The 13,678-nt window shown below is 70.6% G+C and carries 13 protein-coding genes; 8 read left to right on the top strand and 5 right to left on the bottom strand.

What is annotated here, in order from left to right; translation table 11 throughout:
- The first annotated feature begins 87 nt into the window (after nucleotides 1-87).
- The gene (locus tag AB0J02_RS38940) at nucleotides 88-789 is read left to right on the top strand and encodes an aspartate/glutamate racemase family protein (RefSeq protein WP_363198627.1); all 702 of its coding nucleotides are present in this window, start codon (nucleotides 88-90) and stop codon (nucleotides 787-789) included.
- Between the two features lie 54 nt (nucleotides 790-843).
- On the opposite strand, the gene AB0J02_RS38935 is transcribed toward AB0J02_RS38940, so the two are convergent.
- On the bottom strand, nucleotides 844-1,245 hold the full coding sequence (locus AB0J02_RS38935) for a hypothetical protein (protein WP_363198626.1): 402 nt from the start codon (nucleotides 1,243-1,245) through the stop codon (nucleotides 844-846).
- 465 nt (nucleotides 1,246-1,710) lie between these two features.
- Here AB0J02_RS38935 and AB0J02_RS38930 point away from each other — a divergent pair, with 465 nt between their 5' ends.
- On the top strand, nucleotides 1,711-2,355 hold the full coding sequence (locus AB0J02_RS38930) for a DUF4097 family beta strand repeat-containing protein (RefSeq protein ID WP_363198625.1): 645 nt from the start codon (nucleotides 1,711-1,713) through the stop codon (nucleotides 2,353-2,355).
- Here the strand turns inward: AB0J02_RS38930 and AB0J02_RS38925 are convergent.
- The 3 genes from AB0J02_RS38925 to AB0J02_RS38915 form a co-directional block, all read right to left on the bottom strand.
- A complete protein-coding gene (locus AB0J02_RS38925; protein ID WP_363198624.1) occupies nucleotides 2,352-3,539 on the bottom strand; it encodes an alanine--tRNA ligase-related protein in 1,188 nt (395 codons plus the stop codon). The genes AB0J02_RS38930 and AB0J02_RS38925 overlap by 4 nt on opposite strands.
- Before the next feature lie 320 nt (nucleotides 3,540-3,859).
- The gene (locus AB0J02_RS38920) at nucleotides 3,860-4,123 is read right to left on the bottom strand and encodes a GlsB/YeaQ/YmgE family stress response membrane protein (protein WP_363198623.1); all 264 of its coding nucleotides are present in this window, start codon (nucleotides 4,121-4,123) and stop codon (nucleotides 3,860-3,862) included.
- A gap of 104 nt (nucleotides 4,124-4,227) precedes the next feature.
- A complete protein-coding gene (locus AB0J02_RS38915) occupies nucleotides 4,228-4,803 on the bottom strand; it encodes a TerD family protein (protein ID WP_363198622.1) in 576 nt (191 codons plus the stop codon).
- A 348-nt stretch (nucleotides 4,804-5,151) separates the two neighbouring features.
- Between AB0J02_RS38915 and AB0J02_RS38910 the strand changes: the two genes are divergently transcribed.
- The 4 genes from AB0J02_RS38910 (at nucleotide 5,152) to AB0J02_RS38895 (ending at nucleotide 9,982) form a co-directional block, all read left to right on the top strand.
- Nucleotides 5,152-6,861 carry an MFS transporter gene (locus tag AB0J02_RS38910; protein WP_363198621.1) on the top strand — a complete coding sequence of 570 codons (1,710 nt, stop codon included), beginning with the start codon at nucleotides 5,152-5,154 and terminating at the stop codon, nucleotides 6,859-6,861.
- Complete coding sequence (locus AB0J02_RS38905) at nucleotides 6,858-8,291, top strand: amidase (protein WP_363198620.1); 1,434 nt, start codon at nucleotides 6,858-6,860, stop codon at nucleotides 8,289-8,291. Before AB0J02_RS38910 ends, AB0J02_RS38905 begins: the two co-directional genes overlap by 4 nt.
- 183 nt (nucleotides 8,292-8,474) lie before the next feature.
- Nucleotides 8,475-9,077 carry a hypothetical protein gene (locus AB0J02_RS38900; protein WP_363198619.1) on the top strand — a complete coding sequence of 201 codons (603 nt, stop codon included), beginning with the start codon at nucleotides 8,475-8,477 and terminating at the stop codon, nucleotides 9,075-9,077.
- Between the two features lie 404 nt (nucleotides 9,078-9,481).
- Nucleotides 9,482-9,982 carry a hypothetical protein gene (locus AB0J02_RS38895; RefSeq protein ID WP_363198618.1) on the top strand — a complete coding sequence of 167 codons (501 nt, stop codon included), beginning with the start codon at nucleotides 9,482-9,484 and terminating at the stop codon, nucleotides 9,980-9,982.
- Between the two features lie 30 nt (nucleotides 9,983-10,012).
- On the opposite strand, the gene AB0J02_RS38890 is transcribed toward AB0J02_RS38895, so the two are convergent.
- The gene (locus AB0J02_RS38890; protein ID WP_363198617.1) at nucleotides 10,013-12,058 is read right to left on the bottom strand and encodes a SpoIIE family protein phosphatase; all 2,046 of its coding nucleotides are present in this window, start codon (nucleotides 12,056-12,058) and stop codon (nucleotides 10,013-10,015) included.
- 212 nt (nucleotides 12,059-12,270) lie between these two features.
- On the opposite strand from AB0J02_RS38890, the gene AB0J02_RS38885 reads away from it, so the two are divergent.
- Complete coding sequence (locus AB0J02_RS38885) at nucleotides 12,271-13,023, top strand: hypothetical protein (protein ID WP_363198616.1); 753 nt, start codon at nucleotides 12,271-12,273, stop codon at nucleotides 13,021-13,023.
- Nucleotides 13,024-13,122: 99 nt separating this feature from the next.
- Nucleotides 13,123-13,560, top strand: coding sequence for an SRPBCC family protein (locus AB0J02_RS38880; RefSeq protein ID WP_363198615.1), 438 nt, complete (start codon nucleotides 13,123-13,125; stop codon nucleotides 13,558-13,560).
- Nucleotides 13,561-13,678 lie beyond the last annotated feature (118 nt).

Here is a 13,678-nt window from a genome sequence, read left to right as displayed (position 1 = left end):
AGCCGCTGCGTCGGCATGGGGTGGCGGCGCCCCCTCGCGCGGGGGCTCCCCCGCAACGCGAACCGGTCCTGCGATTAGAGTCGCGTGATGAGAACCATCGGGTTGATCGGCGGGATGAGCTGGGAGTCGACCGCGGAGTACTACCGGCTGCTGAACGAGCTGACCCGGGAGCGGCTCGGCGGACTGCACTCGGCACGGTGCGTGGTGTACTCCGTGGACTTCGCCGAGATCGAACGGTTGCAGGTCCAGGGCCGCTGGACGGAGGCCGGAGAGATTCTCGCCGCGGCCGCCAGGTCTCTGGAGGCGGCCGGCGCCGACATGCTGCTCATCTGCACCAACACGATGCACAAGGTGGCCGACCAGGTGCGGGCGGCCACCGCCGTCCCCCTGATCCACCTGGCGGACGCGACGGCCGACGCCGTACGCGCGGCCGGCCTGAAGCGGGTCGGCCTGCTGGGCACCGCGTTCACGATGGAGCAGGACTTCTACCGCGGCCGCCTCGAACAGTGCGGGCTCGACGTGCTCGTCCCCGACGCCGCCGGGCGTGCGCTCGTCCACCGGGTGATCTACGAGGAGTTGTGCCTCGGCGAGGTCCGCGACGCGTCGCGCGCCGCGTATCAGGACGTCATCGCCCGGCTCGTCGGCGCCGGCGCCGAAGGAGTCGTCCTGGGCTGCACCGAGATCGAGTTGCTGATCGGCGCCGAGGACAGCCCGGTCCCCGTCTTCCCCACGGCACGGCTGCACGCCGAGGCGGCGGTGCGGATCGCGTTGGGCGACGTCACGCCCTGAACGACCCCGGCAACCCGGGATCAGGACCGTCGCCGTATCGCTGACGAGTGACCCTCAGTTCAGGACGCCGGCTCCGCCCAACTCCTCCGGGGCCGAGGCCCAGCAGGCCTCGACGGCGTCCGTGACGGTGTCGTGGATGCCGCCCGCGAGTCGGCCCGCGCCCTCGGTGTGCAGCGCGGGACGCGTGGCGGGGCTCGCGACGACGGCCAGGAAGCTGTCGCCCGGGCCCGCCTTTGTCTCCAAGGTCGCCCGGACGAACTGCCGGATCACGCCGGGCTCGCAGCGCCCGGCCTTCCCGAAGTCCACCACGAAGAGCCGCTGCCCGGTCCCTGTCATGCGTGCCAGCAGGCCGCACAGCTCCGTCGCGGCAGCGCCGTCGAACTCGCCGACGACATCGACGACCAGGACGCCCCCGTCTTCCCAACGCGCCGGGAAACTCGCCCGCGCTCGCTCCATCCTCGACCCCTCAGCCCTGCGGGCCGCGCACGTGTCGCAGCCCGTGTGCGGTGCGCCTACCCACGACCCGGCAACGCACGCCCCCCTTCTTTCGTGCCGCGTATCGGCTGTATGTCGGCGAGCTGCCGACGAACGACGGCGCCGCGGGAGCCACGAATGCGGCTGCTTACGTTTCATCCGCGCTGTTCAGGGGAGTTCGTGCGGCGGCGGTCCGCCCCGAGTCCCTCCCGGGAGGGTTCGGAAGTGAGCTCGCCACCCGCTCTCCGCCGACCGGGCGGAGAGCGGGGACCCTCACTTCACCGCGCGGGCGTGCTTGCCGGGCACGGCGCGGGGCAGTCGAGCGGCATGAAGGCAGCGACGAAGGCATCTGCCCGGTACGTGATCGTCGGGCTGGCGGCGATTCCTCTCCTGACGGCGTGCGCAGGGGGTGACGGAAACGGTCGGACTCCCGCAGGAGACGCCGAGTTGGCGGCCTCCGACCCGCGGCTGACGATCACCACGGACAACGGAGTGCGCCTGCGGCCCGCGGACGGTGACCGGGTGGGCGTCGACCCGGCCGTCGCCCACCACTGGTCCCGGCACGGCAGCACCCAGGTCCTGGACCTCTCGTGCCGCGACGACGACCGGCCCGACCGGCCGTGTCCACGTATGCCGGAGATCGACGTGCCCGCCGGCACCTCCGTGACGGTCACCGCCCGCAACGCCGGCATCGACGTCGCCGGGGTGACGGGCCCGCTCGACCTGACCACCGTCAACGGCGATGTGACGCTGACCGGTTCGGGACGGGCCGACGCCGCCGTACGGCTCACGACCCGGAACGGGTCGGTCCGCACGGAAGCGGTGCGCGCTTCGGCGCTGCGGGCCCGTACCGTCAACGGCGACGTCACGCTCGGCTCCGCCACCGCCCCGCGCCAGGTCTCCGCGCGGACCGTCAACGGCTCGGTGGACGTCTCCGTCCCCCACGACTCCCCCGCCTACCGGGTGACCGCGACCACGGACAACGGACACCCCGTGATCACGGTTCCCGAGGGCGGCGACAGCACCGGCCGGACCGGCCGCACCATGGAACTCGGCACGGTCAACGGCGACGTGCGCGCCGCCCGCGACTAGGGGCCTTCCGAGCTCTGCGGCTGGGGCCGCAGGCTCAGCACCAGGTCCCGGGGCAGACCGTGCGTGTCGTGCAGGTAGTGCAGGTCCTCCTCGTCCAGCGGGCCCTGGAAGCGGGGCCGGGCCAGTACCTGCCGGCCGCGGTGGAGCAGGCCGCCGAACCGGCGTTCCTCGTCGACGAGCACCCGGCGCACTTCGTCCGGGTCGATCGTCTGGCGGAAGTGGTCCAGCGTGTGTGACACCAACTCCTCCGGGAGATCGCCCAGTTGACGTGAGGGGTCGTCACGCCACAGGACGGTCAGGGCGCGGCGCACCAGACGCCGCAGCACATAGTCGCGGCCGGTGTTTCCCGGCCGCACGCCGTCGCCGATCACCACGACGGCCGAGCGCACGTGGTCGCAGACGAGGCGCAATGAGGATTCGTCGAGGTTCCAAAGGCCCGGCACCCGGCGGCGCCACGGGTCGAAGACGTCGCAGTCGAACACCGAGTCCTTGCCCTGGAGCAGTGCGGCCAGCCGCTCCAGGCCGAGCCCGGTGTCGACGTTGCGCTGTGGCAGGGGCACGAGCGATCCGTCGGGAAGACGGCGGTGCCGCATCATCACGTGGTTCCACACCTCGACCCAGCGTTCGTCGCGGGTGGGCGTCGATTGTGGTGGCGTGTCACCGGTCCAGACGAAGATCTCGGAGTCGGGGCCGCACGGCCCGGTCGGCCCGTTGGACCACCAGTTGTCCTCGACGGTGCGTTCCACCGGAACCCCGCACTTCTGCCACATCTCCTCGGAGTTCGTGTCCGGGCCGACCCGGTCGTCGCCGCCGAAGACCGTGGCGTGGATCATGCCGGGATCGATGCCGAGCCCTTCGGTGAGCAGCCCGTATCCCCATTCGAGGCTCTGGGGCCCTTCGTAGTCGCCGAGCGACCAGGTGCCGAGCATCTCGAAGACCGTCAGATGGGTGGGGTCGCCGACCTCCTCCAGGTCCGTGGTCCGCAGACAGCGCTGGACGTTGACCAGCCGCCGCCCCAGCTCGTGCGGCCGCCCCTCCAGGTAGGGCGTGAGGGGATGCATGCCGGACGTGGTGAAGAGGACGGGGTCGCCGGGCGGCGGGAGCAGTGTGGACCCGTTGATGCGGTGGTGGCCGCGTTCCTCGTAGTACTCGACGAACGTACGGATGATGTCTTCGGTGTTCATGGGGGTGGCTCCTTCGCGACTGAGCGGGGAGGCACCGGAGACGGGTCCGCACGATCACCGGAAACCGTAGTGAAGGCTGAGGAACTGCCACGGAACCATCGGCGGGCCGTTTCCGGTCGCCGAGGGAAAAGGAAAGACGTCAGGCGGCGGCAACCGGCGAGCTGGTCGCTCGCGCGGTTGCGGTGTCGTACGGGCCGATGACGTTCATAGGGACCACGGTAACGCGGCCCTCGCGGTAACTCACCTGCTTTATGGAGCGCCTGCGCCGGTGGCGGTTGCCGGGTGCCCGGACGGGCACCACGGCACGGTCGCGCACGGGGTCAGCGGCGGCCCTTGAGCCGTTCCAGGCCCACCACGCCCAGAGCGGCGAGGCCCACCTGGATGGCCAGTTCGATCCAGTCGATGCCTTTGGTCTCGGCGACGCCGAATCCGGCGGCGATGGCCGTGCCGATGAGTGCGGCGGCGACGCCGACCAGGATCGTCCACAGCACTCCGATGTGCTGCCGGCCGGGGATGGCCAGGCGCCCGAGGATGCCGATCACGATGCCGATCACGATCGCGGTGAAGATGCCTGAGATCTCCATGTCTGCACGCCTTCCGTTGGCGAGGCAACTCCTCTGCGGAGTCGGGTGGTTGACGGGTTCCCCGGCCCGGGGCCGCTACGCGGGACCTCGGGCCGGGGGCGTCGTCAGACGTTGACGCCGTAGTCCTGGGCGATTCCGCGCAGCCCCGACGCGTAGCCCTGGCCGACGGCACGGAACTTCCACTCGTCATTGTTCCGGTACAGCTCGCCGAAGACCATGGCGGTCTCGGTCGACGCGTCCTCCGAGAGGTCGTAGCGGGCGATCTCCTGGTTGTCGGCCTGGTTCACCACGCGGATGAAGGCGTTGCGGACCTGGCCGAAGCTCTGGCCGCGGCTCTCCGCGTCGTGGATGGAGACCGGGAAGACGACCTTGTCGACGTGCGCGGGCACGGCCGCCAGGTTCACCTTGACCGACTCGTCGTCCCCTTCGCCCTCGCCGGTGAGGTTGTCGCCGGTGTGCTCGACGGAGCCGTCGGCGCTGGTGAGGTTGTTGTAGAAGACGAAGTCGCGGTCGGACAGGACCTTGCCGTCCGCGCCGCACAGCAGGGCGGAGGCGTCGAGGTCGTAATCCGCACCGGTGGTGGTGCGTACGTCCCAGCCCAGGCCGATCAGGACCGCGGTCAGGCCGGGCGCCTGCTTGCTGAGAGAGACATTGCCACCCTTGGCCAGGGAAACACCCACGGAAACTTCCTCCACACGTTCGAGCCGGTCGGGTCGTCCCCATTGTTCCATTACTTGCGCAATAACTAAAGCTTGATCGTCGCGCCGCGGCCACGTCACGCGGGAGTTCGGCCGGTCCCTGACCGCCATCGGGCCGCTCATGCTTCTACGCACCCGTAGAACGAAGGGGGCGGCAGCCGCGTTCCCGACACCCGTGCCGACCCCCGGAACTCTCGTCCCGCTCCCCATGATTCCTTGGCCACTGCACAAAGTTCGGTCCGACCCCTTCACCGTACCGACTGGTCGGTACTAGCCTCGCGCCGGCGAGCACGCGCTGTGGCGTGCGGCTGACCAGCACTGGGAGGCAAGGTGTCGATTTCGCCACCGGCGACGACAGGGCCCCGCACGACAAGGACGGCACCGGCGGCGCTGCGGGGCCTGGGCGGCAGACGGCTCGACCGCTACCCCGAACGCGGCGCGCGGTACTGGTACTTGGGGATCGTCGTGCTCGTCACGATCGTTCTCTACTACCAGCTGTACATCCAGTACGCGGTGTCGACGGCCATCATCGGCCAGTACGACATGACCTTCCTGTACTTCGTTTACATCTCGGTGGCCGCCAACGCGGTGGGCGCGTTCTCCTCGCTGGTGGCCGGTCTCGCCGACCGCTGGGGCCGGGCCAACATCGTGGTCTACGGTCTCCTGGCGGTCGGCCTGCTCACCACATTCGCACTGCCGAACGCGCCGGGCAAGGTGAGCTATCTGCTCGTCTACTCCGCTGTCGCGCTGGTCGAGGGCATGATCCTGGTGGCCACCCCGGCGCTCATCCGCGACTTCTCGCCGCAGCTCGGCCGCGCCTCCGCCATGGGCTACTGGACCATGGGGCCGATCATCGGCAGCCTCGTGGTCACCGCCGTCACCTCGCGCACCTACGGCGGCGGCACCACCTGGCAGGACGAGATCCGCTTCGCCGGCATCAGCGGCCTGGTCCTGTTCGTGGTCGCCCTGTTCGGGCTGCGGGAGCTCGCCCCGGCGCTGCGCGACCAGATCATGGTGAGTCTGCGCGACCGTGCGCTGGTCGAGGCCCGCGCCAGGGGCATCGACACGGACTCGGCGCTGCGCGGCCAGTGGCGTCAGATGCTGCGCCTCGACGTCATCGGCTCCGCCGTCGCGATCAGCCTCTACCTGCTCCTCTACTACGCCGCGGTCGGCAACTTCGTGCTCTACTTCGCGACGACCTTCGGCTACTCGGCGCAGCGCGCGAACGCCCTCCTGAACTGGTACTGGGGAGCGAACGCGATCAGCCTCGTCGTCGCGGGCCTGCTCTCCGACCGGCTGCGCGTCCGCAAGCCGTTCATGCTGCTCGGCGGGCTCGGATCCATCGGCTTCACCTTGTGGTTCACCCTGCGCGCCACCGAAGCGCACACCGGCTACTACACGTTCGCCATGATCGTCGCGGGCATCGGCGTGACCAGCGGCATCGCCTACTCCCCCTGGATGGCGAGCTTCACCGAGACCGTGGAACGGCACAACCCGGCCGCCACCGCGACGGGCCTCGCCATCTGGGGGTGGACCGTCCGCGTCACGGTGGCCCTGTCCGCGGCCTTCATCCCCCTCGTGGTGAACACCGTGACCCCGCTGATCGAACACGGTCCCGCGGTCGAACGCGCCTCCGTCCAGGCCGCCCCGGCACTGGCGGTGACGAAGGCGCACCCTGGGCTCTTCGAGGAACTCGGCGCCTACGCACCGGACAAGGTGCCCGCCTCCCTGCTCGCCCGCGCCGAGCAGGAGGTCGGCGCCGAGCAGCTGCGTACGGTGCAGAAGGCGGCCCCGCAGCTGAAGATCCTGCGGGAGCACGGGGCGGAGGTGCGGCAGGCCAGTGCCGACAACCCCGGTAAGTGGCGGATCTGGTGGTGGGTTTGTCTGGGCGGGCAGGTGCTGTTCCTGCCGTTCGTCTTCGTCATGACCGGACGCTGGCGGCCACGCGACGCCCGCCGCGATCTCCGCGCCCACGAGGAGACCGTGGCCCGGCAGGTCGCCGAAATGCGGGACGGCGCGCAGGAAGGAGGCACCGCATGAGCGGCCCCACCGAGCTGCACGAGCTCACCGCGCTCGAACAGGCCGCCGCCGTCCGCAAGGGCGAGGTGGGTCCCGTGGATCTCGTACGCCATCACCTCGCCCGCGTGGAACGGTTCGACGAGCGCTACGGCGCCTTCGTGACGCGGACGCCCGAGGCGGCTCTGTCCGAGGCGGCCGCCCTCCAGGAGAGCCGGCACCCTGGGAAAGGGGCGGCGCTGTTCGGCGTGCCGACCGCGGTCAAGGACCTCGTCGACACGGCCGGCCTCCGGACCACGTACGGATCGAAGGCCTTCGCCGACCACGTGCCCACCGCCGACGCCCACAGCGTGACCCGGCTGCGCGCGGCCGGCACGATCAGCCTCGGCAAGACCAACACCCCCGAATTCGGCTGCTGTTGCTACACCGACAACGATCTCGTGGGTCCGGCCCGCAACCCCTGGGACCCGGAGCTCTCCGCCGGGGGTTCCAGCGGCGGTGCCGCGGTCGCGGTGGCGCTCGGCCTGGTCCCCGTCGCCCATGCCGGCGACGGCGGTGGCTCCATCCGGATCCCGGCGAGCGTCTGCGGACTCTTCGGCATCAAACCCTCCCGCGGGCGCGTCAGTTCGGGCCCGGCCGGTGCCGAGGTCACCGGGCTGTCCGTGCAGGGACCGCTGGCGCGCTCGGTACGTGACGCGGCGGCCCTGCTCGACGTACTGGCCGGGCCCGAGCCGGGCGACCCCCACTGGGCACCGCCGCTGCCGGACGGCGAGACGTTCCTCGGCCACGCCGACCGCTCCCCCGGGCGGCTGCGCATCGGCCGGTACGCGGCACCGGCCGCCGAAGGTCTCACGGTGGACCCGGAGTGCCTCGCGGCCTACGAGCACGCGTCGCGGCTGCTGGAGGGGCTCGGGCACGTCGTGGAGGACATGCCGACGCCCTTCGGTCCCGAGATCACCGAGTACTTCGTGACGGCGTGGAGCGTGCAGTCGCTCGGGCATCCCCTGGACGCCGGTCGGGAGGCGCTGCTGCGGCCGGTGACCCGGGCCTGGCGGGAGTACGGGCGCGGGGTGTCGGGCGAGCGGTTCGCGGCGGCGGTCGCCGGGATGCAGCGCGCGGCGCGCCGCGCGATCGGGGCGACGCGTCGGTACGACGCCGTGCTCACTCCCACGCTGGCGACGCTTCCCCGGGCCGTCGAGTACTTCGACGAGTCGGGCGACCCCCTGGTGAACCTGCACCGACAGAGCGCGTTCAGCGCCTTCACCAGCCCGTACAACATGACGGGGCAGCCGGCCGTCAGCCTCCCTCTCCACTGGACCGAGGACGGCCACCTCCCCGTCGGCGTCTCGCTCGCCGGCCGCCCCGCCGACGAGGCCACCCTGATCGCGCTCGGCGCTCAGTTGGAGGAAGCCGCTCCGTGGCGCGACCGCTACGCGCGACTGCCTGTGTCGTGAGAACGGCCGGCGTACGCGGACGTCGACATTCCGTGACACACCGAACGGGTCTGTGACGCGCCGGGGGACAACGGTGCGCGGGCCCCGCAGGTCGTATGTGATGTGGACGGCGCCTCACCCGGCGCCGCTCCGCCAGGGTTCGAACAAGCGGACCCACGCGACGACTTGGGGGACATCATGGCGATGAGCCGACGAACGAGGGTACGAGGAGCGGCGGTTGCCGTGGCGGCGGCGGGTGCGGCCGTCGCCGCGCAGCCCGCCACGGCCGCCACGGACGGCCCCCGCTTCCTGGCACCGGCCGACCTGCCTCCCCACCCCTCCTCGGAGTGGTTCGCGGGCCCGGTGACGTCCGGGCAGCCGGACCCGCTGCCGCTGTGCGTGGGAGAGGCGCTGCCGTCCACGTCGGCGCACCGTGTCTTCCGTACGGACTACGACACGGGCGCGCTGCAGGTGACGGTGGTCGAGCGCAGCACGCAGCGGGCGAAGGCCTTTGCCGCCCTGGTGCGCGAGAAGCTCGACGCCTGCAGCGAGACGGTGATGGAGGAGCAGCCCGACATCACCGCGACCCAGAAGTACTACGGCCGGGTGGCTGTCGAGGACGGCGCGTACGTCTACGGGGTCCACACCGAGTCCACGTGGGGTGCATCGGACATCAACCTCTTCTCGGTGGGACGGGACGGCACCGCGGTGACGGTCGTCCAGTGGGGTCAGATGGGCGGCTACGACGGTGCGCCCGTCGCCGGCTTCAAGAAGACGACCGCGACGGCGGTGCGGAAACTGAAGTGACGTGGGTCACGCCATGAGATGTGTGTGACCGGGTAGGCGGGAGCGTGCTCGCCTGGACAGGTCCAGGGAGAACCACAAGAAGCACCGACCCTGGGAGGTAGCGATGTCCTCGAAGCGACGCCGCAAGAAGAAGGCCCGCCGCAAGAACGGCGCCAACCACGGCAGCCGCCCCCAGTCCTGAGGGGACGCGCGGTCGAGGCGGGGCGGCACATTACGTGCCGCCCCGCCTCTCTTTTTTTGCTCCCAGATTTTTCTTTTGCGCGCACAACCATTTCGCTCCCCCGCTCGCACCCATCCGGCGACAACAGAAACAAAGTTTCTCCGCATTTACTGGAACTGGCCCGGCGAATTGGCCATCTTAAGCTGTGTCCACGCAAGCACGCAGTACGGGAAAGGCACTTCAGATGCGCAAGACCATTCGCACCCGTTTCATCGCCGCCGGGGGCGTCGCCGCCGCTCTGACGCTCGCGGCCGTCACCCCGGCGCTGGCCGGGCCGGTCGGCACCGGGACGCACAGCGTCGCATCGGCCGCCGCGACGCAAGGCGATCCGCGGAACACCACGAATCGGGTCGCCAATTTCTATGGCGCCTACATCGACGCCATGTGGGACAACGAGGACGCGGGATCCGCCGCCGACGCCAAGGCGCTTCGTGCTTTCTATCTGTCCACTGCGGCGCAGAAGAAGGTTGCGGCTTTTGAGGCTCGGGAACACGCGGACGGAATCCTCTTCGCGCAGAACGTTCCGGTGAAGTGGGCGGTGACGTACACGGGGTCCGGGGCCGGGCATTCCACGGCTCTGGTGACGCTCACCTGGAGCGACGGGAAGAACGCGGAAATCAGCAAGATCAAGGTCCAGTCCGATCTGGCCACCCGGAAGATCACCGACCTGGCGCCGGCCGACTGACCGCCCCGGCCCCGAGCGGGGGGACGGCCGTCAATCGTCCGGCACGACGAAGTCGCACCAGACGGCCTTGCCCTCGCCCCGCGGCTCGACTCCCCAGCGAGACGCGATCGCCTCCACCATGAGCAGTCCACGGCCGGAGGTCGCGGTCTCGCCCGGGGATTTCCTACGAGGACGGGTGCTGGAGCGGTCCTTCACCCACAGGCGGACCCGGCACGGCGGGCCGGAGAGCACCTCAAGGGTGAGAATGGCGCCCCCTTCGGTGTGGAGGAGGGCGTTGACGAGGAGTTCACCGGCCGCCACCTCGACATCGTCGGCCACCGCGCCCAGCCCCCACAGCGCGAGGTGTTCCCGCAGCGCGGCCCGCGTGTCCGCGAGCCCTTCCGGGTCGGCCTGGTGGACGTACCGGTGGATGCGCGGTTCCTGCGGTGTTCCGGGATCGGGGAGCCGGCGCAGCACCAGGAGTGCCACGTCGTCGCTGCTGCCCCAGCGCTCCCACAGCGCACGCGAGAGGTGGTCCGCCAGCTCCTCGGCGGGCTCGGGGCCTTCGCGCAGCACCTCGGCGAGATTCCGGAGGCCGGTGTCGAGATCGAGACCGGAGTCCTCCACCAGCCCGTCCGTGCACAGCACGAGCGTCTCGCCCGGCACGAGGTCGAGCCGCACCTCGGGGTAGTCCTCCATGCCGAAGTCGGTGGCCAGTCCCAGCGGGAGTCCGCCACGGACCCGGGGCACGCCCACCTGACCGTCGACGTGCCGTACGAGGGGCGGCAGATGTCCGGCCCGCACGGCGCGCACGATGCCGGTGGCGGGGTCGAACTGGGCGTAGGTACAGGTGGCGAACCGTTCGGTGTCCAGCTCGGCCAGGAACCGGGAGGCGCGGGAGAGCACCGTCGCGGGCGCGTGCCCCTCGCCGGCGAAGGCCCGCAGGGCGATGCGCAGCTGGCCCATGATGGCCGCCGCATGGGTGTCGTGTCCCTGTACGTCGCCCACGACCACGCCGATGCGTCCGCGGGGCAGGGCGATGACGTCGTAGAAGTCCCCGCCGACGTCACGCCCGCCCCAGGCGGCGTGGTAGCGCACGGCGACCTCGGAGTCCGCGACCTCGGGAATGCCGCGCGGCAACATCGTGGCCTGCAGGCTCTTGGCCAGATCCCGTTCCTCGTCGAACAGCATGGCGCGCTGCAGCGACTGGGCGACGATGCCGGAGAGGCCGATGCAGAGGTTGCGGTCCGCGTCGGTGAACTCCTTGCGGCCTCGGTAGAAGAGCGCGAGCCCGCCGATGGCACGGTCCTGCGCGACCAGGGGCAGGAACGCCGCCGAGTCCAGCTTCATCCGCTCCATATAGGGCCCGAGACGGGTGTAGTGCCGGGCGAGCGTGGGCAGCGAGCCCACGAAGCGGGGCTTGCGGGTCATGACGGCTTCGGCCAGCGGCAGAGTGGAGTCCACTTTGTGGAGCTTGAGTTCGTCGAGGGCCTGCATCGTCTGTCCCACGAGAGCGATCAGCTTCAGGTGATCCCCCTCCACGAGCCCCAGCACGAGGCCGTCGGCGGCGAACCGGTCGAGACCGCTGGCCCCGGAGAGCACGGCCACCACGTCGTCGACGGTGACGGCGCGGGAGAGGGCGTCCGTGGTGCCCTGCACCATGAGGGCGATGCCCTGGCGGCGCTCGTCCCTGGGCTCGATGGCCGCGAGCTCCGCTCCGTCGTCCGACGCCGTCCGGAGCACGCCGACGGCGCGTACGGGCCGGCCGTCCGTGGCGCGCAGGATGTGCCCACGGACGTGGTGGAGGTGCAGTGTGCCGTCGCGGTGGCGGAGCCGGAAGTAGACGCCGTAGGAGTCGGTGCCGGAGGTGATCGCCTCCGTGACGGCGAAGGTGATCCGCACCAGTTCCTCGGAGGGCAGGCGCTCGTGCAGTGAGGACACCGTGCCGCCGAACTCGCCGGGCAGCAGGTCGAACAGGCCCAGAGCACTCGCGTCGAGGCTGACCTCTCCGCTCTCCAGATCCCAGTCGAAACTGCCCGTGCCGGTCAGGAACATGCGCTGTTCCGGACCGATGGGTGACTTCCTGGCTGACGTCATGGCTGTCTCCCGTACCCCGTTCGGCCACCATAAGCGCCGGGTGCGCGAAGCGCATGGCCACCTTTCTCCCCACCCGCCCCGTCCGGCACGGAAAGTGGACAACGCCCTTCCGGTGATGCGCCGGACACATCGGGTAATCGGGTCGTTCCGCAGCCCCGACGGCTGCGGAACGACCGGAGGACACCCCGTGTCCCCAGGAAGGAGCAGACCTCATGAGGGGCGGTAGAGGGATGACGGCCGTGGTCGCCGGGGCGGCCCTGGTGGCTCTCGCCGGATGCGGCAGCGGCGGCTCGGACGATGACAAGCCGTTCGCGGGCAAGAGCGCCGACGAGATCGCCGCCGACGCGGTCAAGGCCACCCAGCGGGCCGACTCGATGCACATGAAGGGGACCGTGCGGCAGACGGGGTCCTCGGGGGCCACGGTCTCCGTCGACCTGTCGGTGGACCAGCGCAAGAACTGTGACGGCACCATCCGGACGGCCGGCGCCTCGGCGGACATACGCCACACGAACGGAACGCTGTACCTGCGGGGCGACAAGAAGTACTGGCAGAACACTCTCAAGGGCAGGCCCGGCGGCGACAAGGTCGTACCGAAGGTCACGGACAAGTGGGTGAAAGCGCCCGCCGACGACTCGATGACGCAGGGCCTGTGCGACAAGCAGGGGCTCACCTCGTCCATGGACGAGGACAAGTCGGAGCGCAAGGGGATGAAGAAGGGCTCGACGACCACCGTCGACGGCACCGAGGCGATCCGGCTGACGAAGAAGACCTCCGGCGGCGAGACGCTCACTCTGTACGTGGCCACCAAGGGCAAGCCCTACATCCTGCGGACGACGTCCAGCGGCGGCAAGGACCCCAACACCGCGACCTTCAGCGACTACGGGAAGCCCGTCCAGCCGCAGGAGCCCGCGCCGGGCGAGACCGTCGACCTCAAGGAACTCGCCGCGTCCGCGCAGAAGGCCTGACGCCCTTCGGCGTGCTCCGGCCCCGAAGGGGTAACGGAGCCCCGTGCCGCACGGGCCCGAGGAGCCCGTGGCCACCCCCGTCCCAGGAAAGAGGTGCGCATGTCCGCGTCCCTGCTCGAATCCGTCGATCTCCAGGCCCCGGTCTCCGTCGCCTGGGAGCTGTGGAGTGATGTGTCCCGGTGGCCTTCCTTCCTCAGCCACGTCCGCCTGGTGGAGCCGATGGATGAGCGACGTTTCGCGTGGCAGCTGGAGCTGCCCGGCGCGGAGAAGAACTTCGTCGCCGAACTCACGGAGGTGGTTCCCGAGAACCGCATCGCCTGGCACACCGTCGAGGGGGTGGAGCACGCCGGAGTGGTGACGTTCCACCGCCTCGGCGCCACCACGAGCCGGGTGACGCTGCAGATCGAGTACGACCCGAAGGGCTTCGTCGAACATGTCGGGGCCCTCACCAATCTCGACTCCACCCTGGCCAACTACGACCTCGGCGAATTCCAGAAGCTCGCTGAGGCGACAGCCGCCCGACGGCCGCAGGTCTGAGACGACGGCGCGGCGCCCGCCCCCGGCCGGGGGGGGGGGGCCGGGGGGGGGGGGCGGGGGGGGGGGGCGGGAGCCGGCCCGGGTGGGGCTGGGGGGAAGGGAAGAAGGGGGGTAGGGG

It is taken from the genome of Streptomyces sp. NPDC050264, from assembly GCF_040655895.1.
Classification (GTDB): Bacteria; Actinomycetota; Actinomycetes; order Streptomycetales; family Streptomycetaceae; genus Streptomyces.
Note: the sequence above shows the minus strand (reverse complement) of the source record. Positions and strands in the feature narration are given on the sequence as shown.

Coding starts and splice junctions, on each gene's coding strand:
- AB0J02_RS38940 (WP_363198627.1), top strand. CDS start 88: ATGAGAACCATCGGGTTGATCGGCGGGATGAGCTGGGAGTCGACCGCG.
- AB0J02_RS38935 (WP_363198626.1), bottom strand. CDS start 1,245: ATGGAGCGAGCGCGGGCGAGTTTCCCGGCGCGTTGGGAAGACGGGGGC.
- AB0J02_RS38925 (WP_363198624.1), bottom strand. CDS start 3,539: ATGAACACCGAAGACATCATCCGTACGTTCGTCGAGTACTACGAGGAA.
- AB0J02_RS38920 (WP_363198623.1), bottom strand. CDS start 4,123: ATGGAGATCTCAGGCATCTTCACCGCGATCGTGATCGGCATCGTGATC.
- AB0J02_RS38905 (WP_363198620.1), top strand. CDS start 6,858: ATGAGCGGCCCCACCGAGCTGCACGAGCTCACCGCGCTCGAACAGGCC.
- AB0J02_RS38900 (WP_363198619.1), top strand. CDS start 8,475: ATGAGCCGACGAACGAGGGTACGAGGAGCGGCGGTTGCCGTGGCGGCG.
- AB0J02_RS38895 (WP_363198618.1), top strand. CDS start 9,482: ATGCGCAAGACCATTCGCACCCGTTTCATCGCCGCCGGGGGCGTCGCC.
- AB0J02_RS38890 (WP_363198617.1), bottom strand. CDS start 12,058: ATGACGTCAGCCAGGAAGTCACCCATCGGTCCGGAACAGCGCATGTTC.
- AB0J02_RS38885 (WP_363198616.1), top strand. CDS start 12,271: ATGAGGGGCGGTAGAGGGATGACGGCCGTGGTCGCCGGGGCGGCCCTG.
- AB0J02_RS38880 (WP_363198615.1), top strand. CDS start 13,123: ATGTCCGCGTCCCTGCTCGAATCCGTCGATCTCCAGGCCCCGGTCTCC.